General features: G+C 65.0%; 24 protein-coding genes and 1 riboswitch. Of the genes, 10 read left to right on the top strand and 14 right to left on the bottom strand.

Translation table 11 applies throughout. The features are described from left to right. Positions 1-50: 50 nt before the first annotated feature. Entirely contained in the window at positions 51-968 is a 918-nt protein-coding gene (locus ACNEOT_RS13480) for a nuclear transport factor 2 family protein (protein WP_415974524.1), read from the top strand. 44 nt (positions 969-1,012) lie between these two features. Here ACNEOT_RS13480 and ACNEOT_RS13475 read toward each other — a convergent pair whose 3' ends face one another. From ACNEOT_RS13475 to mqo, 10 genes are all read right to left on the bottom strand, one after another. Next, positions 1,013-2,500, bottom strand: coding sequence for an MFS transporter (locus tag ACNEOT_RS13475; protein WP_415975149.1), 1,488 nt, complete (start codon positions 2,498-2,500; stop codon positions 1,013-1,015). 7 nt (positions 2,501-2,507) lie between these two features. Continuing rightward, positions 2,508-3,788: a uroporphyrinogen-III C-methyltransferase gene (cobA, locus tag ACNEOT_RS13470; RefSeq protein WP_415974523.1), complete on the bottom strand. Its 1,281-nt coding sequence runs from the start codon at positions 3,786-3,788 to the stop codon at positions 2,508-2,510. Further along, a complete protein-coding gene (locus tag ACNEOT_RS13465) occupies positions 3,755-5,437 on the bottom strand; it encodes an ATP-binding cassette domain-containing protein (protein WP_415974522.1) in 1,683 nt (560 codons plus the stop codon). The genes cobA and ACNEOT_RS13465 overlap by 34 nt, the downstream gene beginning before the upstream one ends. Before the next feature lie 95 nt (positions 5,438-5,532). Then, the gene (locus ACNEOT_RS13460) at positions 5,533-7,200 is read right to left on the bottom strand and encodes an alkaline phosphatase D family protein (RefSeq protein WP_415974521.1); all 1,668 of its coding nucleotides are present in this window, start codon (positions 7,198-7,200) and stop codon (positions 5,533-5,535) included. Positions 7,201-7,237: 37 nt separating this feature from the next. After that, positions 7,238-7,615 (bottom strand): cobalamin biosynthesis protein, encoded by a 378-nt coding sequence (locus ACNEOT_RS13455; protein ID WP_415974520.1) that lies wholly within the window; start codon positions 7,613-7,615, stop codon positions 7,238-7,240. A gap of 12 nt (positions 7,616-7,627) precedes the next feature. Beyond that, positions 7,628-9,055, bottom strand: a complete 1,428-nt coding sequence (locus tag ACNEOT_RS13450) for a cobyrinate a,c-diamide synthase (RefSeq protein WP_415974519.1) — start codon at positions 9,053-9,055, stop codon at positions 7,628-7,630. Next, positions 9,049-9,669, bottom strand: coding sequence for a cob(I)yrinic acid a,c-diamide adenosyltransferase (gene cobO / locus ACNEOT_RS13445; RefSeq protein WP_415974518.1), 621 nt, complete (start codon positions 9,667-9,669; stop codon positions 9,049-9,051). Before cobO ends, ACNEOT_RS13450 begins: the two co-directional genes overlap by 7 nt. An 11-nt stretch (positions 9,670-9,680) precedes the next feature. Then, complete coding sequence (locus ACNEOT_RS13440) at positions 9,681-11,633, bottom strand: magnesium chelatase subunit D family protein (RefSeq protein ID WP_415974517.1); 1,953 nt, start codon at positions 11,631-11,633, stop codon at positions 9,681-9,683. 40 nt (positions 11,634-11,673) lie between these two features. Continuing rightward, positions 11,674-11,809, bottom strand: a riboswitch (cobalamin riboswitch). A gap of 84 nt (positions 11,810-11,893) precedes the next feature. Beyond that, positions 11,894-12,370, bottom strand: a complete 477-nt coding sequence (locus tag ACNEOT_RS13435; protein ID WP_027496727.1) for a GNAT family N-acetyltransferase — start codon at positions 12,368-12,370, stop codon at positions 11,894-11,896. Between the two features lie 11 nt (positions 12,371-12,381). After that, the gene (gene mqo / locus ACNEOT_RS13430; protein ID WP_415974516.1) at positions 12,382-13,902 is read right to left on the bottom strand and encodes a malate dehydrogenase (quinone); all 1,521 of its coding nucleotides are present in this window, start codon (positions 13,900-13,902) and stop codon (positions 12,382-12,384) included. A gap of 191 nt (positions 13,903-14,093) precedes the next feature. Here mqo and ACNEOT_RS13425 point away from each other — a divergent pair, with 191 nt between their 5' ends. Further along, the gene (locus tag ACNEOT_RS13425) at positions 14,094-15,134 is read left to right on the top strand and encodes an alpha/beta hydrolase (protein ID WP_415974515.1); all 1,041 of its coding nucleotides are present in this window, start codon (positions 14,094-14,096) and stop codon (positions 15,132-15,134) included. Further along, entirely contained in the window at positions 15,131-16,516 is a 1,386-nt protein-coding gene (mtr, locus tag ACNEOT_RS13420) for a mycothione reductase (RefSeq protein WP_415974514.1), read from the top strand. Before ACNEOT_RS13425 ends, mtr begins: the two co-directional genes overlap by 4 nt. Before the next feature lie 10 nt (positions 16,517-16,526). Here mtr and ACNEOT_RS13415 read toward each other — a convergent pair whose 3' ends face one another. Beyond that, positions 16,527-17,093 (bottom strand): alpha/beta fold hydrolase, encoded by a 567-nt coding sequence (locus tag ACNEOT_RS13415; RefSeq protein WP_415974513.1) that lies wholly within the window; start codon positions 17,091-17,093, stop codon positions 16,527-16,529. 106 nt (positions 17,094-17,199) lie between these two features. Between ACNEOT_RS13415 and ACNEOT_RS13410 the strand changes: the two genes are divergently transcribed. From ACNEOT_RS13410 to ACNEOT_RS13400, 3 genes are read left to right on the top strand one after another with little or no spacing between them, the layout of a single operon-like run. Further along, complete coding sequence (locus ACNEOT_RS13410) at positions 17,200-17,562, top strand: GntR family transcriptional regulator (RefSeq protein WP_415975147.1); 363 nt, start codon at positions 17,200-17,202, stop codon at positions 17,560-17,562. Further along, positions 17,559-18,509, top strand: a complete 951-nt coding sequence (locus ACNEOT_RS13405; RefSeq protein WP_415974512.1) for an ABC transporter ATP-binding protein — start codon at positions 17,559-17,561, stop codon at positions 18,507-18,509. The genes ACNEOT_RS13410 and ACNEOT_RS13405 overlap by 4 nt, the downstream gene beginning before the upstream one ends. Continuing rightward, entirely contained in the window at positions 18,506-19,201 is a 696-nt protein-coding gene (locus ACNEOT_RS13400) for an ABC transporter permease (RefSeq protein ID WP_415974511.1), read from the top strand. The genes ACNEOT_RS13405 and ACNEOT_RS13400 overlap by 4 nt, the downstream gene beginning before the upstream one ends. Here the strand turns inward: ACNEOT_RS13400 and ACNEOT_RS13395 are convergent. After that, positions 19,185-20,720, bottom strand: coding sequence for a cobyric acid synthase (locus tag ACNEOT_RS13395; RefSeq protein WP_415974510.1), 1,536 nt, complete (start codon positions 20,718-20,720; stop codon positions 19,185-19,187). The two genes, ACNEOT_RS13400 and ACNEOT_RS13395, sit on opposite strands and share 17 nt — an antisense overlap. Then, the gene (map, locus tag ACNEOT_RS13390; RefSeq protein ID WP_415974509.1) at positions 20,717-21,592 is read right to left on the bottom strand and encodes a type I methionyl aminopeptidase; all 876 of its coding nucleotides are present in this window, start codon (positions 21,590-21,592) and stop codon (positions 20,717-20,719) included. Before map ends, ACNEOT_RS13395 begins: the two co-directional genes overlap by 4 nt. 139 nt (positions 21,593-21,731) lie before the next feature. Here map and ACNEOT_RS13385 point away from each other — a divergent pair, with 139 nt between their 5' ends. The 4 genes from ACNEOT_RS13385 (at position 21,732) to ACNEOT_RS13370 (ending at position 24,271) form a co-directional block, all read left to right on the top strand. Then, a complete protein-coding gene (locus tag ACNEOT_RS13385; RefSeq protein WP_415974508.1) occupies positions 21,732-22,604 on the top strand; it encodes a LuxR C-terminal-related transcriptional regulator in 873 nt (290 codons plus the stop codon). A gap of 277 nt (positions 22,605-22,881) precedes the next feature. After that, positions 22,882-23,730: a hypothetical protein gene (locus ACNEOT_RS13380; protein WP_415974507.1), complete on the top strand. Its 849-nt coding sequence runs from the start codon at positions 22,882-22,884 to the stop codon at positions 23,728-23,730. A gap of 8 nt (positions 23,731-23,738) precedes the next feature. Continuing rightward, positions 23,739-24,002: a hypothetical protein gene (locus ACNEOT_RS13375; RefSeq protein ID WP_415974506.1), complete on the top strand. Its 264-nt coding sequence runs from the start codon at positions 23,739-23,741 to the stop codon at positions 24,000-24,002. Beyond that, positions 24,002-24,271, top strand: coding sequence for a hypothetical protein (locus tag ACNEOT_RS13370; RefSeq protein WP_415974505.1), 270 nt, complete (start codon positions 24,002-24,004; stop codon positions 24,269-24,271). The genes ACNEOT_RS13375 and ACNEOT_RS13370 overlap by 1 nt, the downstream gene beginning before the upstream one ends. A gap of 98 nt (positions 24,272-24,369) precedes the next feature. On the opposite strand, the gene ACNEOT_RS13365 is transcribed toward ACNEOT_RS13370, so the two are convergent. Then, the gene (locus tag ACNEOT_RS13365; protein WP_415974504.1) at positions 24,370-24,573 is read right to left on the bottom strand and encodes a hypothetical protein; all 204 of its coding nucleotides are present in this window, start codon (positions 24,571-24,573) and stop codon (positions 24,370-24,372) included. Positions 24,574-24,599: the final 26 nt, after the last annotated feature.

Genomic DNA, 24,599 nt, shown 5'->3' with positions numbered 1-24,599 from the left:
TTTGTCGCCCGACTCGGGAACCGTTGTAGCTTCAAGTTAGTTGACATGACATGACCCGACAGCGATCAGTTCCCCTCGTCCAACTCACCGCGCCCGTTCTGGTCGCACTCGCCGCCCTCACAGCATGCGGAACATCGACGGCCACGCCGGACGCGGAGCAGGTCTCCACCTTCGCGACCTCGTCCGGTGACCGCTCCGACACCGCCGCCGAAACACGCAACGAAGAAGCAGCACTGACGCTCTTCGAGTCGGCGTTCACGGCCGAAGAACCCTCAGCAGCCAGGGACGCCGTCGCGTCGGTCGTGGCCGAGAACGCTGTCGACCGACCGGGACCGGCCGTCGGGCCCGACGCCATCGTCGACCGGTTCGAAGCCATCCGCGCGCGAGTCCCCGGTGCCCGAGCCGTCGTGAAGCACGTCGCAGCCGACGGCAAATGGGTGGCGGTGCACTGGCAGGCAACTGCGGACCCGGCCTCCGAAACGACCGGTGAGGCGAACATCGACCTCTTCGCATTTCAGGGCGGCAAGGTCGCCGAACATTGGGCCATGACGCAATCCGTGCCGCCCACGTCAGTGAGTGGCAACAGCATGTTCAGTGACCTCTACAGCTACCCGACCGGCCCCACCGCCCCGACCGAGGACCAGGAAGAGCGCCAGCGCGCGTCGGTGGTGGCAACGTACGATGCGCTATTCCGCGAACACGACGCGTCGGTGCTCTCGACCGACTTCGCCCCCACTTATGTTCAACACAATCCGATCGCGGGGAACGGCACCGAGGCGTTGCAGCAGTTCTTCGCCGGCGGCGTGCAGTTCCCCGCATCGGAATCGGTCGTCTCGCTGGCCGACGGCGATCTGGTGTGGACCTTCGCCAAAGCGCCCGGCGCAGCGGAATCCGATCCCTTCGTCGCGGGCGACATCTTCCGGGTCGACGGCAATATCGTCGAGCATTGGGACGTCGTTCCCGAGTAATCGAGGCCCACCCACAAGCCAGGTGGGCCGATCAGCTTCGCTCGTCAGCCCTTCTGCGCGTCTTCCTGCGCGGCCTGGGCCTGAGCCACCTGCTGCGGGGTGAAGCGAATGAACACCGCAGCGATTCCGGCTACCACCGCGCAGACGGCGCAGCAGAACAACGCGAACATGTAGCCCGAACTCAGTGCGTCGAGCTGACTGGCGTTCATCAAGGTCGCCGGTCCCGAGATACCGCCCAGGGAGATGGTGCGCGAGGTCACCAGTGCGCCGATCACGGCCAGGGCCAGCGGCCCACCGAGAGTCTGGGCAACCAAGGCGATAGCGGTCAACGGGCCGATCTCGGTGGGACTCACTCCGGCGATGGCGCACAGCGGCAGCGGCACCACCGTCAGGCCGACACCGAATCCGATGCCGATGACGGGGAAGAACAATCCGGGGAAGTACGACGAATCCGCATTCATCGTTGCGACCGACACCATCAGCCAGCCGACCATGATGACCGCACCGCTCAGGATCAGCCACCGCGGGGCGATGCGCGTCACCAGTTGTGAGGCCAGGAAGGCGGCAGCACCGAGTCCGAAGGCAAACGGCACGAACGCCAGACCCGCGTGCAGTGGGCTGTATCCCAGGATGTCCTGAACGAACAGCGCCACATAGGCGGCGAGGCAGAACATCACGCCACCGGCGAAGAAGATGGCCACGAACGTCGCCACGCGGTCTCGGCTGCCGAACAGCGAGAACGGGAGCAGCGGGTTGTCTGCTCGCCGCTCGACCAGCAGGAACAGTCCGAGGAAGAGCAGGCCGGCGATCAGCGAGACGATCACGATCGGGTTGGTCCAGCCCAGTTCGGTGCCTTCGCTCAGGGCCAGCACCACTCCGGTACAGCCGAGCGTCGCCAGAATCGCGCCGGGAACGTCCAGTGCCAACTTCGCACCCACTGTCTCCTGCAGCGATACGACCGCGAGCACCACGATGACCACACCGATCGGCACGTTGATCAGGAAGATCCACCGCCACGACACCTCGGTGAGCGCACCGCCGATGATGAGTCCGGCGATGGACCCGACACCGGTCATGGCCGCGTAGATCGCAATGGCCTGGTTCCGCACCGGCCCCGGCGCAAAGGTGGTCGCCACCAGCGCGAATGCTGTGGGCGACGCCACCGCGGCTCCGACGCCCTGGAGCGCGCGGGCCGCTACCAGCGTTGCCTCGTTGACCGCGAGCCCGCACAGCAACGATGCGATCGTGAACAGCACGACACCGGCCAGGAACATCTTCTTGCGGCCGAATGCATCACCGAGTCTGCCGCCGAGGAGCATCAGTCCGCCGAAGGCCAGGGCGTAGGACGTGAGCACCCAGTTGCGACCGGCGTCGGACAGACCGAGATCGGCCTGCAACGGTGCCAGGGCCAGGTTGGCGACGGTGCCGTCGAGCACCACCATCAACTGCAGGCCGCTCAGAACGATGATCGCCAACCCGAACGCTCGGGTCGTCACCGGGTACTTGATCTCGGTGCTGGAGGTCTCGGACATCGGTGATTCAGGCACGGGCGTTCACGTTACCGGCGTTCACAGAAAATCCCGCAACGGTTCCGATCACCACGATGGCGGGAGGTCTGATCTCCGCCTCGCGAACGGCGTCGGCGACGGTGCTCAGAGTCGCGCGAACTTCACGTTGTGTACGCATGGTGCCCTCCTGGACGACGATCACCGGAGTGTCGGACGGTCGGCCACCGGCGATGAGGACGTCGGCGAACAGGCCGATGCGTTCGACGGCCATCAGCAACACGATGGTGCCCTTGAGCTTGGCCAACGCGTTCCAGTCGACCAGCGAATCCGGGTGGTCGGGTGCCACGTGACCGCTGACGACCACGAACTCGTGGGTGACTGCGCGGTGGGTGACCGGGATACCGGCGGACGAGGGCACCGAGATGGCGCTGGTGATGCCGGGTACGACGGTGACCGGAATGCCCTCGGCCGCCAGCGCCTCCAGCTCCTCGTAGCCCCGACCGAACACGTACGGATCGCCGCCCTTGAGCCGGACGACGAATTTGCCTGCCTTCGCGCCGTCGATCAACGCCTGGTTGATCGCCTCCTGCGCCATCGCGCGGCCGTACGGAATCTTCGAAGCGTCGATGACCTCCACGTTCGGACCCAGTTCGGCCAACAGCTCGGGCGGGGCGAGCCGATCGGCCACCACGACGTCGGCGTACGCCAGCAATCTGCGCCCTCGAACGGTGATGAGATCGGGATCGCCGGGTCCGCCGCCGACCAGGGCGACGCCCGTCAGCGGCGCATGCGCCGAGTCGGCGACCACACCGGACTGCAGAGCTTCGATCACGGCGTTGCGCACGGCCGCCGACCGGCGGTGTTCGCCGCCGGCGAGGACACCGAGGGTCAGCCCGTCCCACTCGGCCGACGCCGGAGTGACGGCGGTGCCGTCCTTGGCGATGTCGGCTCGTACGCAGAAGATCTTGGACGCGGTGGCCTCGGCGACGATGGCAATGTTGGTCTCGGCCTCGTCCGTGCAGGCGACGGCGTACCACGCGTCGGCGAGATCGCCTTCGCGGTAATCGCGCAACTCCATGGTCACCTGGCCGGCCGTCGCCATCGCTTCGACAGCGGGCGTGGCCTCGCGAGTGATGACGTGCACCACGGCACCGCAGGAGATGAGCAGCGGCAATCGACGCTGCGCGACGGTGCCGCCGCCGACGACGACGACGCGTCGACCCTCGAGATTGAGGCCGACCAGATAGGGAGAGTCAGTCGCGTTCACGAGAGGAAACGCTACCGCGCGCGCTGCACCCGCTTTTCGTCCCATACGGGCTCATCGGATTCGTAGGCCTGGCCGGTACTGCCGAACACCAGGAATCGATCGAAACTGCGGGCGAACCAACGGTCGTGCGTGACGGCGATGACGGTGCCGTCGAACGCTGCGATCGCGTCTTCGAGTGCGTCGGCGGACATGAGATCGAGGTTGTCGGTCGGCTCGTCCAGCAACAGGAGCGTGGCACCGGAGAGCTCGAGCAGCAGAATCTGCACCCGCGCCTGCTGGCCGCCGGACAGGTTGTCGTAGGACTGTTCGGCGGCTCGGGCCAGACCGTAGCGATCCAGTGCCCGGCCCGCAGCCTCCCGGCCCATGCCGTCGCGATGCTCGTTGCCCATGTGCAAAATGTCGAGCAACGTGTTGCCCGCAAGATCCGGACGAGTGTGAGTCTGCGCGAACAGACCTGGCCGCACGCGAGCACCGAGCACCGCCGTGCCGGTGTGCGGAACCGGATCGAGTGCCAGTTCCTGGACCGGCTCGTGCTCCTTCTCCGGGTCGGTACCGCCGTTGGCGAGCAACCGAAGGAAGTGCGACTTACCGGAACCGTTGGACCCGAGCACCGCAACTCGGTCGCCGTACCAGATCTCGGTGTCGAAGGGCTTCATCAGTCCGGTCAGTTCGAGAGCGGTACAGACCAACGCGCGCTTGGCTGTTCGACCGCCGCGCAGCCGAACGGTGACGTGCTGCTTGAGCGGCACCGCTTCCGGCGGGCCGGCCTCCTCGAACTTTGCCAGCCGAGTCTGGGACGCGTGATAACGAGCGGCTACCCCGTCGTTGAATTTGGCCTTCTCGCGCAGTCGCAACACCAGTGCCCGAAGTTTGACCAGTTCCTCGTCCCACCGTCGTCGCAGTTCGTCGAGTCGAGCGTTCCGATCCTCGCGCGCGGCGTGATACGTCGCGAAACCGCCGCCGTGCACCCAGGAGGTGGCACCGCTGACACCCGGTTCCAAAGTGACGATCCGATTCGCAGCATTGGCGATGAGCTCACGGTCGTGACTGATGAACAGGACGGACTTGTCGGAATCACGAATGGTCGCTTCGAGCCAGCGTTTGCCCGGCACATCGAGATAGTTGTCCGGCTCGTCGAGCAGCAACAGATTGTCCGAGCCGGCGAACAACGCCTCGAGTGCGAGGCGCTTCTGCTCACCACCGCTGAGGGTCGACGCAGCGCGCCACTTCGCGCGGTCGAACGGCATTCCGAGAGCTGCCGTGGTGACCTTGTCCCAGAACGGCTCGAGATCGTAACCCCCGACGTCGCCCCAATCCGACAGCGCCTGCGCGTACTTCATCTGGGTCTTCTCGTCGTCGACCTCGATCATCGTGTTCTCGGCGGCGTCGAGAGCGGCAGCGGCGGTCCGTACGGCCGGCGACGCGACCGACAACAGCAGATCGCGCACGGTCGAGTCGTCGCGCAGCTGGCCGACGAACTGCCGCATCACCCCGAGCGATCCCGAACTCGACACCGATCCCTCGTCTGGGGTCTCGTCGCCTGCGATGATGCGCGTCAGCGTCGTCTTACCGGTTCCGTTGGGCCCGATCAGGGCGGTCTTGGCACCGTCGCCCACCCTGAAACCGACGCCGTTCAACAGCTGCCGCCCGTCGGGCAGAAAGTAGACGATGTCGTTCAGTTCGAGGTGGGCCACAACGAACCAGCCAACCTCATCGGCCCCACGATGGCCAATCGTTTACCCGTCAGGCCAGGGCCAGCGTCTGCTCCAGGCGAGGGCCAGCGTCTTCCCTAGGCGAGGGCCAGGGTCGATGTCTCGGTGAGAACCTGCTCGCCTGCATCGTCGACGCGAGCGTGGTGCACCTGCAATCGCGCCGAGTCACCGTCCAGGGTGAGCAGCATGACTCCGTTGTCGAACCAGGGGCCTGCCTCGGCCTCCCACTCGACACCGGACGGGCCCACGTGTGCTGCGCGCGCCAGCTTCGAGAGAATACGGGCGGCGGGACGTTTGATGGCCAGCTTGTTCACCGCTCGAATGGGCAGATCGAGAGGATTGCGGAACGGCGACATGGTCAGCTGATACGTCGCCGGTACCTCGCGTCCACCGACCCCGAAGTTCGCGTTCGCCACGTAGGAACAGTGCACGTCGCCCGAGAGCCACATGATCGACGCGGGTTTGTTCTCGCCGCGGGAGAGCTCACGCGTCAGGGCGGCCATGTCGTTGAAGGAGTTGGTGAAGGCAGCCCAGTGTTCGAGATCGAGACCGATCCGCATCTTCTCTGCCACCTTGGCCGGCATGGAACCCCAACTCCCTTGTGCCACAGCCTCGTTCCACTGCTCGAGGTAGTGCAGGGCGGGCAGCATGAGGTACGGCAAGGACGAACCGAACAGCAGGTGCCGTGGACTGGCTTCGAGCGCGCGATCGCGTACCCACGCCCATTCCTTCTCGTCCACCATCTCTCGGTTGTCCGGATCCAGGTTCCGCGAGCACCGAGAATCGATCATGATCAGCCGGGTGTCGCCGAAATCGCGATAGAAGCTCCACCGTCCGGTCTCCGGTTTGCGATCGACTCTTATCGCGAAGTCCGCCAGTATCTTCTCTCGGTCTGCGTCGGAGTCGGCAGACCGCACCGCGGCATACATTTCATCGTCCGCCAATTCGTGGGGCGAAAGGTTGCCCAGGTGTTGATACACCCAGTACGACGAGTAAGCGCCGATCACCCGGTCGTTCCACCACGGCCGAGTCACGATGTCCCGACGCCATGACGCCGACGAGTTCCAGTCGTCGCGCAGATCGTGGTCGTCGAGGATCATGCACGACGGAATACTCGCCAGCAGTGTTCTGACCGGCTCGAGTCCCCACGACTCCCGGTACAGCCACGAGTACTCCTCGAAATCGCAGATCTCGTTCTCCGCGTCGGTACCGATCGCGCTCGACGGGCCCTCGCCCGAGCGGCGCCGCGCCTGGAGCCGTTCGACGATCTCCGGCGACGGGTCGTCTGCGTAGACCTGGTCACCGAGGAGCAACAGGGCCTGCGGCCACCGACTGGGATCCTCGTTCGCCAGCTTCGATCCGAGACCCGCCAACGCGTCGGCTCCGATCTGCTTCAACGATTCGTCGCTGTAGTTGTCGCCCCGTCGACACGATCCGAACGCCAGGGTCACAGGTCCTTCGGCGTCGACGGTATGAATCGCGGCCGTTCGACCCTCCGGCGGCCACACGCGACGCTCGTCGACGAACACCTCGTAGTTCACTGTCGAGTTGGCAGGCAGCCCTTCGAGTGGCACCAGCGCATAGTGGTGGCCGTGCACTCCCCATGTGCGTTCCGCGCCGCGGGCACCTGCGTCGGTGACGACCGAGACGGTGGACGGTTCGGCCATCTCGAACCACAGAGTCGCAGTCTCGGTGCCGACGTACCGAACGATGGGGCCGAGTAGGACGGTGCTGTCGGAAGTCATTCGATCCACAGTGCCCTCGTCGGCCGGCTTTCGCCAGTCAGTCGGGCGGATTCGCTGCCCTTTCGTTCACCGCGGCGATCGCCACAGTGATCATCCCGTCCACAGTCCTCGGGACAGTGAGCTGCCGCGCTCGGCCCGCGAGAAGCGCTGCTGCTTCGGCCACGCTCCCGCTGCCCACGGCGTCGTGTACTCGCTGCGATACGTGAGGAGTCGGCACCGCCGAGAGTTCCTCGGCCGAGTAGGTGACCCCCCGAACCCCCATGCTCGACGCCACCGCCTCCACCAGTTCTGCTTTTCGGTCGATCGAGGCGATGGCCTCGACGTGCCAGTCCTGGTGCAGCACCGTCGAGATCGCGGCCACGACATCGCCCGCCCCGACGCCCGTTCGGGCACCGATCCCGACCACAACCCACATTCTCGGCGAGCCCTACACTCGCGCGTAGTCGATTGCGGCGGAGACGAATCGGGTGATCGACTCGGGATTGCCCGCGGCATGGGTGTGCAGATACGACGCGTGGACGCCGCCCTGGACGAAGCCTTCGCGCGCCGCAGTTCTACCGTCGGCGCTCTGCTTGTACCAACCCCAGGCCGCCGGGGCACTGTCGCGGACGTCCCTGAATTGGGTCGTTCCTGCAGGCTCCACTCCTACGAGCTTGGTTCGGTGGAACTCGTGGCCGGTCACGCGGGCCCCCGCGTCGAACAGCGTCGACGATTCGAGGGCGACCGCATCGCGGTACCCGAGGGTGAGCGTGTTTCCGAATTCCGCGTCCACGTCGACGACCCCGGCCATGGCATGGCCGTCCAATCGCCGTGCCAGATAGAGCAATCCGGCACACTCGGCATGGATGGGAAGGCCGCGGGTTGCGGCCGTCCTGATGTCGGCGAGCAACAGTTCGTTCGCGGCCAGCGCGGCCGCATGCTCCTCGGGGAATCCGCCGGGCAGGACGACTCCTGCGGTGCCGGGCGGTAATCCGTCGCGCAACGGATCGAACACGGCGACGTCGGCCCCGGCGGCGCGGAGAAGTTCGACGTGTTCGGTGTATCCGAAGGTGAACGCGGGTCCACCGGCCACCGCGATGACCGGCGATCCCTCGGACCTGCGAACCTCGTCCTCGGGGAACCATTGCGGCGCGCTCACCGACGACCGGGCCAGTGCGCTCACCGCCTCGATGTCGACGAACTGCGAGACCAGAGCGCTCATCGCGTCGACGGCATCGGTGGCCGCACCGCCGTGTTCGACTGCGGTGATCAGCCCGAGATGCCGAGAGGGAACCACCAATTCGCTCATGCGCGGCAACGCGCCGAGGACCGGAACTCCCACCCGTTCGCACGCTTGACGCAACACGTCCTCGTGCCGCTGACTGCCGACGCGGTTCAGAATCACACCACCGATGCGGACGCTGGCGTCGAACGTCGAGAACCCGTGCAGCACAGCGGCAAGCGACTGACTGTGTCCGCGGGCGTCGATCACCAGGATGACCGGGGCACCGAGCATCGCGGCCACCCGTGCGGTCGATCCCTCGGCGGACGCCTCCCCCGGTCCGGTCATGTCGATCTTGCCGTCGAAGAGCCCCATGACGCCCTCGACAACGGCGATGTCGCAGCCCCGGCTGCCGTGTCGGAAAAGTGGCCCGATGCGGTCGGCACCGACCATCACGGCGTCGAGGTTGCGGCCGGGGAGCCCGGCTGCGAGCGAGTGATAGCCGGGGTCGATGTAGTCCGGGCCCACCTTGAACGGTGCAACCGTGCGGCCGGCCTTGCGCAGCGCACCCATCAAACCGGTGGCCACGGTCGTCTTGCCGCTGCCCGACGCGGGGGCCGCGATCACCACGGCAGGACAGGACGGGCTCACCATTCGATGCCTCGCTGACCTTTGCGTCCCGCGTCCATCGGATGCTTGACCTTGGCCATCTCGGTGACGAGGTCCGCCGCCTCGATCAGCGCGGCAGGCGCGTCGCGTCCGGTGATGACGACGTGCTGATTGCCCGGTCGATGCGTCAGAACGTCGACGACCTCGGCGACGTCGACCCACCCCCACTTGAGTGGGTAGGTGAACTCGTCCAACACGTAGAAGCGGTGCGACTCCTGCTCGATCCGCCGGGCGATCTCCCGCCAGCCCTCGGCTGCGGCCTCGGCGTGGTCTACATCGCTGCCCTTCTTACGAGTCCACGACCACCCCTCGCCCATCTTGTGCCACTCGACGGCTCCGCCGACCCCGGTGCTCTCGTGCAGTTCACCGAGTGTGCGAAATGCCGCTTCCTCGCCGACCTTCCACTTGGCACTCTTGACGAACTGGAACACCCCGACGTCGAAGCCTTGATTCCAGGCCCGCAACGCCATTCCGAATGCGGCGGTCGATTTCCCCTTGCCCGGGCCGGTGTGCACGGCGAGCACGGGCAGATTCCGGCGCTGACGCGTCGTGAGGCCGTCCTGCGGAACGGTTCCGGGAGCCGGTACACCCTGAGGCATCGCGTACCCCCCTACGCCGCTGCGCGAACGACGGCGGCGACCTGCTCGGCCGACAGATCCGCGAGGGCCACGTAGCCGCCGCCGAGGCACGCTGCGAAATCCGCTGCCAGCCCGAGTCGAACCATTCCCGATTCGCAGTCGACGACGACGGAGGCGATCTTGTCCGACGCGATGCGCCCGGCAGCGATGCGAGCCCGGCCGACGGGGTCGGTGCCGCCGGTGGCTCGGCCATCGGTCAACGCGACCACCAGAGCGCGCCGCAGCGGATCTCGAACCCGTTCTCGCAGAACGAGTTCGCGGGCCTGCAGAAAGCCCTGTGCCAGTGGCGATCTGCCGCCGGTCTTCATCTTGCGCAGTCGCGTCACAGCCACGTCCACCGACGACGTCGGCGGTAGAACCGTCTCGGCTTCCTTGCCGCGCACGGTGATCACGGCGACCTTGTCGCGACGCTGATACGCATCACGCAGCAGCGACAACACGGCACCGGTCACCGCGGACAGCCGATCTCGCGCAGCCATCGATCCCGACGCGTCGACGACGAAGACGATCAGGTTGCCCTCGCGCCCCTCCTTGATCGCGCCCCGCAGATCCGCAGGCTCGAGCTTCAACCGGCCGGAGGTGCGGCCGCGGACCACCTGCTGTTCGGCCGCGGCGAACAGGGTGCCCACCAAGTGCAGACCCTTGCCTGCCTCGACGGTGGGCCGCACCGATCGGCCGTGCGAGGACCGCGACCGTGAGCGTCGACCCGGCGCGCCCTCACCCACACCTGGCACCTCGAGCAGTCGTGCTCGGAACTGTGCACCCGGGGTGCCTGCCTGCTTCTCGTTTCCGGTACCCGCGGGCGGCGGCTGCGGTGACTCGTCCTGCGCATCGGAGGACTGCGCATCGGAGGACTGGGTATCCGAGGACGGGGACTGGGAGGTGTCGTCGGTCGCCTCGGGCTCGGGCGCTCCCCCGCCACCGTCGGGGTCGGTATCCGGATCGGGCTGTTGCTCGGCCTGTTCGGCGGCGTCCCGCATGGCGTCGTCGAGCTGCTTGTCGTCGATGCCGGGCTCGTCGAAGGGATCGCGCCGACGCCGGTGCGGCAGAGCCAGTTCGGCTGCGATGCGCACGTCTTCCTCGGTCACCTCGTTTGCGCCCCGCCAGGCGGCGTGGGCGGAAGCGGTACGAGCGACCACCAGATCGGCGCGCATACCGTCGACGTCGAACGACGCACACAGCGCAGCGATGCGCCGAAGTTCTTTGTCGCTCAACACCACATCGTCGAGAATTTTCCGCGCGGACAGAATCTGCTCGGCCACCGCGATGTCGTCGTCGCGGAATGCGGCGGCGAACGCGTGCGGGTCACGCTCGTAGTTCATCCGGCGACGCACGACGTTCATTCGGACGTCCACGTCCCGCGAGGCCGTCACCTCGACCGCAAGACCGAACCGGTCGAGCAGCTGCGGGCGAAGCTCGCCCTCCTCGGGATTCATCGTGCCGACGAGAACGAATTGGGCTGAGTGAGAATGAGATACACCGTCGCGCTCGACGTGCACGCGGCCCATCGCGGCCGCGTCGAGCAGCACGTCGACCAGATGATCGTGCAACAGGTTCACTTCGTCGACGTAGAGAACACCACGGTGTGCAGCCGCGAGAAGACCGGGCTGGAACGCACGTTCACCGTCCCGCAGGACCTTCTCGAGGTCGATGGACCCCACCACTCGATCCTCGGTTGCCCCCACCGGGAGCTCGACGAGCTTGGCCGGACGCGAGCCGTCCTCGTCCTCCACAGCGGGTAACAGCGTCGCGAGCGCGCGCACCACCGTCGATTTCGCGGTGCCCTTCTCCCCGCGCACCAGTACACCGCCGATACCGGGGTGCACGGCGCACAGGATCAACGACAGCCGCAGCTGATCCTGACCGACGATCGCACTGAACGGATATCCCGGTTCGGGAACACTCCCACCTTGCTGCACAGCCAATTCCCTTCGTGCCCGGAGTTCCGCGCTGGGCAATCGGTCGAGATACGCGAAGCCGAGCGGCGATCTGGCTGACAGGAGAACACTCCTGAACACAGTGGCGGGACCGCGCCTGATTGACACAGGACTTCTCCGCGACCGACTTCGAAGCGAACACTACCGCCGAACGAACGAATGCCACACACGGTAGGGCCGTGTGCGGCATTCGTTCCGGGAGTGGAGCCTGCGGAATGACCTCACTGGTAATGCAGTACTGCAGGAGGTCATGCCTCACTCCAGGCGGTGCCGCCGCCCCGACGCATCGGGGTGTGCGGGATGCCGTCTTCGAGAACTTCCTCGCCGTCGGGCAGGAATCCGTGCTTGGCGTACATGTCGACGAGGTAGCTCTGAGCGTTGATCCGGCACGGTGCGGAACCGACCTCGGCGAGTGCGGCCCGCAGGATCCGGGTGGTGTGGCCCTGTCCCCTGGCCGAACGCTGGGTGCACAGTCGTCCGATACGGAACGCCTTCTCCCCGTCATCGTGCTCCTCGAGCAGGCGAAGAGTGCACACCACTTCGCCGTCGCGTTCGAGCCAGAAGTGCCGTGTCTCGGTCAGCAGGTCACGCCCGTCCAACTCCGGATACGCGCATGCCTGCTCGACGACGAACACCTCGACGCGCAGCTTCAGCAGGTCGTACAGCGTGCTGTTGGACAGGTCTAGTGCCCATGATCGTTTGAGAGCTGCTGCTTGCGTATTCATACCTTTTGCTATCACACACCCGTGGGCTGTGCGAGCTCACGCGTGTTTTCGAGTAGCAGTGTCTTGGACGTCCAACCCCACACCTCGTCGAACAACGAGCTGTTCTGCGCAAGCTTGACCCCGAGGGACGGGACCATTTCCTTGAGCTTGGGCTGCCATGCGTCGTACTTGTCTCCGAAGCACCGCTGCAGTACGTCCAACATGGCCGGGACAGCGGTCGACGCGCCGGGAGAGGCACCGAGCAGCCCGGCGATGGTGCCGTCCGCAGCGTTGACCACGGCTGTGCCGAACTCGAGCACGCCGCCGCGTCCCTTCTTGCGGATCACCTGGACACGCTGTCCTGCGGTGACGAGCTCCCAGTCCTTGCCGATCACCGTGGGAGCGAATTCGCGCAACGTCTCGACACGATCGGCCTGAGACTGAGCCAACTCGCTGACCAGGTACTTGACCAGTCCGAGTTCGGTCACGCCCACGCCGAGCATCGACATCAGATTGCCGGGCTTGACCGAGCTGGGTAGATCTGTGATCTTGCCCTGCTTGAGGAACTTGGGCGACCAACCGGCGTACGGGCCGAACAGCAGACCCTGCTGCCCGTTGATGACGCGGGTGTCCAGGTGCGGCACCGACATCGGCGGAGCGCCGACCGACGCCTTGCCGTACACCTTGGCCGAATGCTGCTCGATCAGTTCGGGATTGGTGCACCGGAGCCACTCGCCGCTGACCGGGAAGCCGCCGAAGCCCTTGATCTCCGCGATGCCGGACTTCTGCAGCAGGTGCAATGCGCCGCCGCCCGCTCCGACGAACACGAACTTGGCGTTGACGGTCTTCTTCGCACCGGTCCGCTGGTTGGCGACCTTGACGTCCCAACTGCCGTCGGACTGCTTGGTGATGTTGCGCACATCGTGGCCGAAGTGCACGGTTCCGCCCGCGGACGAGAGGTAGTTCAGCAGCTGCTTGGTGAGCGCTCCGAAATCGACGTCCGTGCCCTCCTGGCTCCAGTTCAGTGCCACCGGATCGGAGAAGTCACGGCCCTTCGCCATCAACGGCAGTCGCGCCGAGAACTCGTCCTTGGTGTCGATGTACTCCATGCCTGCGAACAGGGGGTTGCCGACGAGCGCCTCGTACCGCGCCCGAAGGTACTTCACGTTCTCGGACCCGTGCACGAAGCTGACGTGCGGAATCGGGTTGATGAAGTTCTTGGCGTCGGAGAGAACACCGGTCTCGATGCCGTGTGCCCAGAACTGACGCGACACCTGGAACTGCTCGTTGACGTTGAGCGCCTTGGCAATATCGACGCTGCCGTCCTTGTTCTGCGGCGTGTAGTTCAGTTCGCACAGGGCCGAGTGGCCGGTGCCCGCGTTGTTCCACGCGTCGCTGCTCTCGGCCGCGGCGGCGTCGAGTCGCTCGTAGACGTCGATCGACCAGTTCGGCTCGAGCTGACGGAGCAGCGCACCGAGGGTGGCGCTCATGATTCCGGCACCGACAAGAACGACGTCGGTCTTGATCCGCTTACCCTGCTCATCTTTGGACACTGGAGAATCGACTTCCTTGTCTGTAAAGGTCCCGGCCGGTGGCGGTATCGACCGAAGAACTCTTCTGTAGAGGGTTACTCACCCGATGCGGTCAGGTTACTAGCTGGGCCTACCCGATCGGACACCACGTCAACCTGCTCTCGATTGTGCTCCTCGGACACCGCCCACAGCGCCCACTACAGTTGTGATCTGTGACTACCTGGGTGCCCGATGTCCTCGGCGACGGCTACGAACAGACGACCATTGCGCTCGGCGACGATCCGGACGGCGAGGGGCAGGTCGAAGCCACTCTCGTGCGGTATCAGCCCTCGGGTGCCACCGACTTCGAGCGCGCGGTGATCTACGTCCACGGTTTCACCGACTACTTCTTCCAGCGTCACATCGCCGAACACTTCGCCGCGAAGGGATATGCCTTCTACGCTCTGGACCTGCGTAAATGTGGGCGCTCACGCCGCGAGGGCCAAACAGCGCACTTCGTGACCGATCTAGCGTTGTACGACGCCGAGCTGAACGAGGCTCTCGCCCTCGTCCGTGCAGAGCGCGCGGGTGCCCCCGTGCTGCTGATGGCGCATTCCACCGGCGGTCTCGTTTTGCCACTGTGGTTGAACCGCCTCAACCGCCAGGAGGGCGGCTCGGCCGGCCTCGGCTTGGCAGGAGTGGTGCTCAACAGCCCCTGGTTCGACCTGCAGGGTCCGCCCGCGATCCGCAGCGTCGGCACCGCAGCGATCGACGTGATCGGCCGTTTCCGATCCAAGACTCAGGTTCCCGGCAGCGGACTCGACACCTACGGGGTCTCGCTCGCTGCGTCCGAGAGCGGCGAATGGGACTACGACCTCGACTGGAAGCCGCTCGCCGGCTTCCCGATCACCTTCGGATGGATTCGCGCCGTCCGCCACGGTCATGCCGAACTGCATCGCGGCCTCGACATCGGTATCCCCTCGCTGATTCTCCGCTCCAAAGTGACGCACTTCTCACGGCAGTACAGCTCGGCCGTCGACGCCGCCGACGCAGTCCTGGACGTCCGCCAGATCGCCCGCTGGGCCGGCTGCCTGGGCGACCGCACCACGATCGTGCCCATCGAAGGCGCCCGACACGACGTCTTCCTGTCCACCGAGGGCCCCCGCACACGGGCCTTCGAGGAAATGGACGAGTGGATCGAGTGGTTGCACCGAAGCGAGCGCACCGACCACGCGTCGGGCAAGGACCACACCGAGATCGGACACATTTCATGACCGAGCATTTCGACGTCGCCATCATCGGCTCCGGATCGGGCAACTCCATCGCCGACGCGCGTTTCGCGGACAAGAAGGTGGCTCTGCTCGAGGAGAACCCCACGTTCGGCGGCACCTGCCTCAACGTCGGCTGCATCCCCACGAAGATGTTCGTCTATGCGGCCGAAGTCGCTCGCACGGTGCGTGATTCCGCCAAGTACGGCGTGGACGCCCACGTGGACGCGGTGCGTTGGCCGGACATCGTCGACCGCGTCTTCGGCCGCATCGACCCCATCTCCGAGGGCGGCAAACGCTACCGCGCCGAAGGCAGCCCCAACGTCACACTGTTCGAGGGCCACGCGAATTTCGTCGGCCCACGCACCATCGATACCGGCACAGGAACGGTCATCACTGCCGACCAGGTCGTCATCGCGGCCGGTTCCCGCCCGGTGGTTCCGCAGTCCATCGCCGATTCGGGCGTCGAGTACCACACCAACAGCGACGTCATGCGTCTGCGCGAGCTTCCCGAGCACCTGGTGATTCTCGGATCCGGTTACATCGCAGCAGAATTCGCGCACGTCTTCTCCGCTCTCGGCTCGAAGGTGTCGATAGTCGCCCGCAAGGATGCGCTGCTGCGCGGTCTCGACGCCGACATTTCTGACAGGTTCACCGAACTCGCTCGCGCCAAGTGGGACGTCCACCTCGATGCCGGTGAGACTCGCGCCGTGACCGACGGCGCACTGAAAGGCGTCGAACTGGCCGACGGCACCAAGGTCGTCGGCGACGCCTTCCTCGTTGCCGTGGGCCGCGAGCCGAACGGTGATCGTTTGGATCTGGGCGCAGCAGGCATCGAGCTCGACGACGAGAACCGCATCGTCGTGGACGAGTTCGGTCGCACCACCGCCGAGGGCGTGTTCGCGCTCGGTGACGTCTCGTCGCCATACCAGCTCAAGCACGTGGCCAACCACGAAGCACGGGTGGTTCAGCACAATCTTCTTCACGACGCGTGGGGCGGGAACACCTCCGCGCTGCGTGCCAACGACCACCGGTTCGTTCCCGCGGCCGTGTTCACGGATCCGCAGATCGCCGAGGTGGGCCTGACCGAAGAACAAGCGCGCGATGCAGGGCTGGACATCACCGTCAAAGTCCAGAACTACGGCGACGTCGCCTACGGCTGGGCGATGGAAGACAGCGAGGGCCTCTGCAAGATCATCGCGGAGAAGGGCACCGGAAAGATCCTCGGCGCTCACATCATCGGTGCGCAGGCTCCGACGCTGATCCAGCCCCTCATTCAGGCGATGACTTTCGGATTGTCCGCGCAGGACATGGCCCGTGGCCAGTATTGGATTCACCCCGGCTTGCCCGAGGTCGTCGAGAACGCTCTGCTGGGACTCGACCTGTAATTTCGAGCGGCTACCAGGGGCTGGTGCGGAGCACGATCTCGGTGGCCAACGCCGCCGGCGCATCGGCGACGACATTCGAGGTGCCGTCGAGCTGAACCACACGGAAATCCGAGTAGACGAACCGGCCGCTCGCGTCGGCAGAGGCCCGACCGAGTGAGGACCCGACGACCAGTGTCGTCGGCAACTCGACGGGTGGGCAGTCCGCGACCCGCACCGTGCCCTGCTCGTCGGCGATCGCCGGGTGGCAGCGGTTCACGGCGATCAGGCTGGCAAAGCGTCCGAACGTTGTGGCAGCCAGCGTCCATGCCGACTCCGCACCCGCACCGCTGCCGACGAGGTGTACCCACGACAGCTTCAGCTCGTCGAGGACCGCCAGTATCGCCTCGTCACCGACGCCGTCGATGCTTTCCAGCGCAACGGTTTTCAGATCCGAGTTGTGCAGCCGTTCACCGACGGCGTCGTACACATCCACCGGATCACCTGCATCGGGAAGCAAGAGAACGGCGTGCCTGCTGTCCGGACCCGCGACTCGCACCGAACATTGCCCACCCGCAGCACTCACATGCGTGAACTCCATGGGGACGACGGTACTGCCTCTTGCGCCCACAGGACATCGGTTCTATGGTTAGTTACATGAGTAATGAACCAGCGAGGCAAACAACCTCGACGCATCGGCGGTGCTTCTGATGGACGAGGGCAGGCCGATCTTCCTGCAGATCGCCGAGATCGTCGAGAACTCGATCATCGACGGATCCCTTGCCGAGGAAGAACAGGTCCCCTCGACCAACGAGCTCGCCGCATTCCACCGCATCAACCCGGCCACCGCGGGCAAGGGGCTGGCCAAGCTCGTCGCCGACGGCGTCGTCTACAAGAAACGAGGAATCGGAATGTTCGTCACTGCAGGGGCTCGGGACGCTCTTCGATTCCGCCGCCGCGACCTGTTCGCCCGCCAATACATCGACCCGCTCGTCACCGAGGCACGCAAGCTCGGCATGACCGTCGACGAACTCAAGACCATGCTCGACAACTGGGAGGTGCCGCGATGAGCGTCCACGAATTCGATCCGATCAGCGAACCCGGCCGAGTCGTCGCGTCGGCCACCCATCTGACCAAGAAGTTCGGCTCGTTCACCGCTGTCGACGACGTGAATTTCGAGATCGAGCAGAACAAGATCTACGGCTTTCTCGGCCGTAACGGCGCAGGCAAGACCACCGTCATGCAGATGATGACCGCCCAGATGCGACAGAGCGCGGGCGAGGTGTCGGTATTCGGGCAACCGCCCTGGGAGAACCCGCTCGCACTGAGTCACGTGTGCTTCGTCAAGGAGAGCCAGAAGTACCCCGACGACCTGAAGGTCAAGAACGCCATTTCGCAGGCGTCCCACATTCTTCCGCATTGGGACAACGACTTCGCCGCCGAATTGCTGGAAGACTTCGACCTGCCGGTCGGCCGCAAGATCAAGAAGCTCTCGCGCGGAATGACGTCGGCGCTCGGGATCGTCATCGGGCTCGCATCGCGGGCACCGCTGACCTTCTTCGATGAGCCGTACCTCGGACTGGACGCTGTCTCTCGACACCTGTTCTACGACAGATTGCTGGCCGACTACGCCGAGAACCCCAGGACAGTGATCCTGTCCACGCACCTCATCGACGAGGTCAGCGATCTGATCGAACACGTGATTCTCATCGACAAGGGAAAGATCCTGCTCGACGCCGACTCGGACGCATTACGCGAGAGCGCGTTCGAGATCACCGGACCGACGCCCGCCGTCGACTCGTTCACCTCGGGCCATCGAACCCTGCATCGCACGGCCCTCGGCGCGAGTGCGCGCGCGACCATCGACGGCCGATTGACCGACCGGCAGAAAACGGACGGTGCAGCAGCCGGACTCACGATCGAAGCAATTCCTCTGCAGCAGTTGATCATCGAACGCACCAGTGCCCGATCGGACACGGATTCCACCGCTCTCACCGCCGAGGAGGCACTGTCATGAAACGGATACTGAACGTCGCTCGCGTACACAACACCTCCTGGGCAGCGACTTTCGCCTGGCCACTGGCAATACTCGCGATCGTTTTCGCTCTCACCTACGGCCTGTTCTCGGTGATCCCGAACTCGGAATCCGACACGTACTTCACCGGAGGCGTCTTCTCGGTGTTCGGATTCACCATCGCGTTCTACCTCACCGCCATTACCCAGTGTTTTCCGTACGCTCTCGGCCTGAGCATCACCCGACGTGAATTCCTCACTGCCACAGCCTTGGTGGGCGTCGTGCAATCCTGCGCGATCGGAACGATCGTGTACGCACTGTCGGTGATCGAGGAGGCGACCGACGGATTCGGACGGCGGATTCGCATGTTCGGCGTTGCGCGTTACGCGACCGATGTTCCGATTCTGCAGTGGGCGACTGTTGTGATCGCGTTGCTGCTGATCGGCTCGATCGGAGCGTTCGTCGGCGTCGTGTATCGGCGGTACCGCACGAATGGGTTGTTCACTCTCGGACTGATCGACCTCGTCCTCTTCGGCGGTGGCGCGATCGTGATCACCTGGCAGAATTGGTGGCCCAACGTCGGCAGCTTTTTCGCCGACACCCCACGCATCCTTCTGCTGGTGGTGATTCCCTTGATCATCACCGCAGCGCTGTCCGTGGCCAGCTGGGTCGGACTCCTCAAAGCAACTGCGTGACAATCTTTTTCAATGCAGGATCGGCGCCGTGCTCGATCACTTCGAGTACGGCGTCGATGTCGATGTTGTGCTCCACCAGATCGGCCAACAGGTCCAACTGTTGCTCCCGCAAAGCCGCGACCGACGTATCGGGTGCCACCGCGAAGCCCGCGCGACCCGATTTTCCCGCCACCCAGGTGAGGAAGGAACGCCGGAAATCATCGGATTCGAGCAGCCCGTGCCAGTGGGTTCCGACAACACTGCCGCGTAGGCTCCCCTCGGAAGTCCCCGAGGACGAGGCCAACACACCTTCGTCGCCGTTCCGCACGACCCGTCCGTGGTGAATCTCGTAGCCCGCCACCGAAGTCGAGCCGAAACGCACCGAGCGACCCGTCACCTGCGCCAGCACTTTGTCGGCCGCGAATTCGACGGCAAGATCGAGCAGACCCAGACCTTTCACCACGCCTGCTCCGGATTCGACGGTGTCGTCGATTGTGTGCCCGAGCATCTGATACCCACCACAGATCCCGAGCACAGGTAGCCCCGCCCGTCCGCGTGCAGAAATCGCGTCGGCAAGTCCGGTGCGCCGCAACCACTCCAGGTCCGGCACGGTGGACTTGCTTCCCGGGACGACCACCAGATCCGCGTCCTCGAGTCGAGACGGCTCGGTGACCCAGTGCACCGACACTCCGGGCTCGCACGCCAAGGCCTCGACATCGGTGGTGTTGGAGATTCTCGGCAATCGCACCGCCGCGACGCGCAACCACTGCGAACCACGCGGTGGGCGCGGCCGACCCACCGGCGCGTCGGGGACGGTTCCGAGCGAATCCTCGGCGTCCATCCACAATCCGTCGGCAAACGGGACCACTCCGTACGTCGGCCGCCCGGTCGACTCGCGCAACTGGTCGAGCCCGGGTGCCAGCAGCGCCGGATCACCCCTGAACTTGTTGATCACGAATCCCGCAACGAGCGCCTGATCCTGCGGAGACAGTACGGCCACGGTGCCGAACAGATGCGCCAGCACTCCCCCGCGATCGATGTCTCCCACCACGATCACCGGAAGCGACGCTGCCGTCGCCAACCCCATGTTCGCCAAGTCGGTAGCGCGCAGATTTATCTCGGCTGGCGAGCCGGCACCCTCGCATATCACCACATCGAATTCTGCACGCAGAGAAGCCAATTCCTCGGCCACCACGGCGCGCAACGACTGCCGATGCTCGATGTAATTGCTCGCGCTCACCTGCGCCACGGCCTGCCCCCGCACCACCAGTTGCGACGTCCGATCACTCCCCGGCTTCAGCAGTACCGGATTGAAGCGCACACTGGGCTCGAGCCCACAGGCCGCCGCCTGCATCGCCTGCGCGCGACCGATCTCGCCGCCGTCGAGCGTGACCACCGAATTGTTGGACATGTTCTGCGCCTTGAACGGAGCCACCCGCACGCCACGACGCGCCAACATCCGGCACAGACCGGCAACCAACACGCTCTTGCCTGCATCCGAGGTCGTACCGGCAACCAACAGCGCACCGGTAGGACTCACGGGAGAGTCAGAATCTCGCTGCCGGTATCGGTGACCACGAGCGTGTGCTCGAATTGCGCGGTCCACTTTCGATCGTGCGTGACCACGGTCCAGCCGTCGTCCCACATCTCGGCGTTGATCGTGCCGAGGTTGATCATCGGTTCGATCGTGAACGTCATTCCCGGCTCGAGGACGGTGTCCACCGACGGCTGGTCGTAGTGCAGAACAACGAGACCGTTGTGGAAGGTGGTGCCGATGCCGTGGCCGGTGAAGTCCTCCACCACGCCGTAGCCGAACCGGTGCGCGTACGACTCGATGACGCGGCCGATCACGTTCAGCGCCCGACCCGGCTTGACCGCCTTGATGGCACGCATCGTGGCCTCGTGCGTGCGCTCGACGAGCAGTCGGGCCTCCTCGGAGACGTTGCCTGCCAAGAAGGTTGCGTTGGTGTCACCGTGGACGCCATCGATGTACGCAGTGACGTCGATGTTGACGATGTCACCGTCCTGGATCACCGTCGAATCCGGGATGCCGTGGCAGATGACCTCGTTGAGAGAGGTGCAGCAGGACTTGGGAAACCCCTTGTAGCCCAACGTGGACGGGTAGGCGCCGTGATCGATCATGTACTCGTGGGCAATCCGGTCCAGTTCGTCGGTGGTGACTCCGGGTGCCACCGCCCGGCCCGCTTCCTGCAACGCCCGTGCGGCGATCGTCGACGCCACCCGCATCTTCTCGATCACCTCGGGGGTCTGAACCCACGGCTCACTGCCCTCGGCGACGGTCGACTTCCATGCGTATTCCGGGCGCTCGATCGACTTCGGCACAGAAAGGACTGGCGACACGACGCCTGGTACGAGTGGCTGACGGGGCTTGCTCTCGGCGGTCACAGACATGGTGTCCACAGTAGTCGGCTGGTACAGGGCCGTAGAACGCAGCGCGTGGCCCCGAGCCGGTCGAATCGACGGTCGCCGTCACCGATATGATCTGGATCACGTTCGTCGCTCGCGCAGCCGTAACCAGAGGGGAAGCACCGTGGTCCGATCGAATCTGCTGCGACCTCGTGACGGCGATGCGTTGCGCGCCGAGCTGCGCCAGGTTGCGGCGACCTCCGAGGTCCCCGTCGTGTTCGGCGGCGAGGTCGCCTCGGACACCCTGTATCTGAGCGAATTCCACGGCACCAGAACCCGCGGACTCGACGGGCTCGCCATCCCACCCAGATCGGGCCTCGGTGGACGAGTCATGGAACAGCGCAGACCCGCGGCCGTTAGCGATTACGGCGCATCGATGTCGATCACCCATCACTTCGATCGACCGGTGCTCGGCGAAGGCCTCAAGTCGATACTCGCTGTTCCCGTCGTCGTAGCCGGTGTGGCGCGGATGGTGATGTATGCGGCGCTACGCGAGCGCGGCCCCCTCGGCGATCGCGTCGGCGACATCATGACGACCGCCGCCCGGCGTCTCGGCCAGGAAATCTCCGTGCGTGACGAGGTCGACCGCAGGGTCCGTCTGCTGGCGACCACCCGATCGATGCTCGACTCGGTTGACTCGCACGCGGCCGAGCTGCGCAGCGTCCACGAGGAACTGTCCGACCTTGCCCGGTCCATCGGTGACGCAGCGATCCGCCGCAGACTCGACGCAGTCGCAGCGCGGATGGCCGCGTCACTCGGTCAGGAGATGCCCCACGACCAACGGACCCAGGAGGTGTCACAGTCGTTGACACCACGCGAGATCGATGTCATCTCGCAGGTTGCACTGGGCTGCACCAACATCGAGGTCGCTGCGCGCCTGTCGATCGGTGCCGAGACGGTCAAGTCTTACCTGCGCAGCGTGATGCGCAAGACCGATTCGCACACTCGATACGAAGCCGTAGTGGCGTGCCGACGGCTCGGAGTTCTTCCTTCCTGAACCAGGCGGCGCAGCGAGGACTTCGAGGCAGGCCTGCGCACAACGAGCACGACCTGGGCCGCTCGCGCAGCTATTCACATCATTCGTACAACCGGGAATTGGGCAGTCCCCACAGAGCACCGGGCGCATTACAGCTCATGTTCTGCAACCGCTTCACCCCGAAAACGAACGGGTCCTAGTAAGTCTGTGACGGAATCCGCGCCGAGCTGCTCGCAGGCGAATTCGAGCCCGCGCAGACCACCACCCGAGGCCGTCGGAGAAGGCCCGCCTGTTCGAGATGTGCCGCACCGGAAAGGTCTGGGTGGTGTTCGGGTCCACCGAGAAGATGGGCACCGGCACCAATATTCAGGACCGGGCGATCGCGCTGCATCACGTCGGCGTGCCGTGGCGACCGGCGGACCTCGAACAACGTGAGAGCCGAAGCATCCGACAGGGCAACCAGAACGCGCATGTGAAGGTGTTCAACTACGTCGCCGAGAAGACCTTCGACACCGTCATGTGGCAGACCGTGCATCGTAAGTCCCATTTCATCGAACAGCTCAAGAAAGCGGACCGCTCGATGCGGCGGGTGGTCGACCTTGACAGCGACTCGCTCGCCGAGAACTCGGCCATGACCAAAGCCCTTGCCACCGGCGACGATCGGTACATCCAGCAGATCGAACTCGACTTCCAGCTCCAAGAGCTCCAGTCCGAAGCGGATTCGCATTTCGCCGAGCAACGCTCGGTCGAACGCGACCGCGACCGGTTGCGACGTGAAGTACCGCGGGGACGCCAGAGGGTCGCACAATTGACCGAGGCAGCACCGATCCTCAAAGGCCGACGCGAGGTCGAGCAGTGGCCCGGTATTACCATTCGTGGGGTGTTCTACGACAAGCGTAGCGACGCCGCGAATGCGATGGCCATAGCGTTGCAGGGCACCTACCGGGCCCTCAAGGGCGAAGGGTTGACCAAGTCGATGGTGATCGCGCAGATGAGCGGATTCCCGATCGAGGCCTCTCGCCCGGCACAGGCCAGTGCGCTGATATGTCGTCTTCCGGGCTCGGGTCGTCCACCAAAACAATCGAAGCGCATGACCTGTATCCGAGAATCGGAGACGGAGACCGCAGTCAACACTCATTCGGTCTGATCACCCGCGTGGAGAACATGGCGTACACCGTCGACACCGACCTGGCGAAAGCCAAACGCTCCCTCGATCGAGACGAACAACGCCTCGACGACCTCGAACTGATCGAGCTGTCCGACTTCCCGCAAGCGGTACAGCTCAAGGATCTCTCGAACGAAGTCGCCCGGCTACGGCGCGAGATCAAAGAGGCCGAAACCAGTCCCGAATCCGTCGCCCGGGACGCAGCACTGCCGGGCGCGCGGCAGCGAAGGGACGGCAACCAGGGTGGTCGCTGATGCTCAACCCCACCCCGGCGTACGTCGAAGAACTCGGAATGGGGAGCGCGGACAACGTCCGCGCAATGATGCGCCAAGCCGAAGTCGAAGCACTACAGCGCAGCTCATCGTCGATGATCGATCCAGTCGATCCCGACAGGCCGCGCCGCGGGCTGTCGGCACCGCCTGAACACCGTGGACCCGGCAGTGGTGGCCCCGCCGTCGACCGGCGACGCCCGCCCCCCGATCCGACCGAACCCACTCGAGGTACCGGCCACGAGCTCGAATAGGACCATCTATTCCTAGAGGAGAACCTTGGTCAGATGCACACCGAAGACGAGCCGTAAGCCTCACTACCCGACCATTCGCCATCAGTTCGAAACCAGTGTTAGCGGAAGATCGAATCGATCATTGCAGCGACGATCTTGAGAGTGCGACGCGCAGAACGTCGGCGCTCCGGATCCTTGTGCGAGACCGAGACGAAAACGACTGCGGCGATAGTAAGCAGAATCAAGGCGGTGCTAGCGGCGATAAGGACGAAAACCGCGAGGGGATAACTGTGGGCGATGGCGTTCAGCAGTTCGGTAGTCATTGGCTCCTCCAACTGATAGGTGAAGA

This window comes from Rhodococcus sp. 077-4 (assembly GCF_047782425.1).
In the GTDB taxonomy this organism is placed as follows: Bacteria; Actinomycetota; Actinomycetes; order Mycobacteriales; family Mycobacteriaceae; genus Rhodococcoides.
Note: the sequence above shows the minus strand (reverse complement) of the source record. Positions and strands in the feature narration are given on the sequence as shown.

Excerpts from the sequence above, each read along its gene's own strand:
- ACNEOT_RS13400 (WP_415974511.1), top strand. The coding sequence starts at position 18,506 with ATGAAACGGATACTGAACGTCGCTCGCGTACACAACACCTCCTGGGCA.
- ACNEOT_RS13460 (WP_415974521.1), bottom strand. The coding sequence starts at position 7,200 with ATGACTTCCGACAGCACCGTCCTACTCGGCCCCATCGTTCGGTACGTC.
- ACNEOT_RS13370 (WP_415974505.1), top strand. The coding sequence starts at position 24,002 with ATGCTCAACCCCACCCCGGCGTACGTCGAAGAACTCGGAATGGGGAGC.
- ACNEOT_RS13455 (WP_415974520.1), bottom strand. The coding sequence starts at position 7,615 with ATGTGGGTTGTGGTCGGGATCGGTGCCCGAACGGGCGTCGGGGCGGGC.
- cobA (WP_415974523.1), bottom strand. The coding sequence starts at position 3,788 with ATGGGACGAAAAGCGGGTGCAGCGCGCGCGGTAGCGTTTCCTCTCGTG.
- ACNEOT_RS13475 (WP_415975149.1), bottom strand. The coding sequence starts at position 2,500 with ATGTCCGAGACCTCCAGCACCGAGATCAAGTACCCGGTGACGACCCGA.
- ACNEOT_RS13415 (WP_415974513.1), bottom strand. The coding sequence starts at position 17,093 with ATGGAGTTCACGCATGTGAGTGCTGCGGGTGGGCAATGTTCGGTGCGA.
- ACNEOT_RS13380 (WP_415974507.1), top strand. The coding sequence starts at position 22,882 with ATGTGCCGCACCGGAAAGGTCTGGGTGGTGTTCGGGTCCACCGAGAAG.
- ACNEOT_RS13450 (WP_415974519.1), bottom strand. The coding sequence starts at position 9,055 with ATGGTGAGCCCGTCCTGTCCTGCCGTGGTGATCGCGGCCCCCGCGTCG.
- map (WP_415974509.1), bottom strand. The coding sequence starts at position 21,592 with ATGTCTGTGACCGCCGAGAGCAAGCCCCGTCAGCCACTCGTACCAGGC.
- mtr (WP_415974514.1), top strand. The coding sequence starts at position 15,131 with ATGACCGAGCATTTCGACGTCGCCATCATCGGCTCCGGATCGGGCAAC.
- ACNEOT_RS13435 (WP_027496727.1), bottom strand. The coding sequence starts at position 12,370 with ATGAATACGCAAGCAGCAGCTCTCAAACGATCATGGGCACTAGACCTG.
- cobO (WP_415974518.1), bottom strand. The coding sequence starts at position 9,669 with ATGCCTCAGGGTGTACCGGCTCCCGGAACCGTTCCGCAGGACGGCCTC.
- ACNEOT_RS13480 (WP_415974524.1), top strand. The coding sequence starts at position 51 with ATGACCCGACAGCGATCAGTTCCCCTCGTCCAACTCACCGCGCCCGTT.
- ACNEOT_RS13405 (WP_415974512.1), top strand. The coding sequence starts at position 17,559 with ATGAGCGTCCACGAATTCGATCCGATCAGCGAACCCGGCCGAGTCGTC.
- ACNEOT_RS13365 (WP_415974504.1), bottom strand. The coding sequence starts at position 24,573 with ATGACTACCGAACTGCTGAACGCCATCGCCCACAGTTATCCCCTCGCG.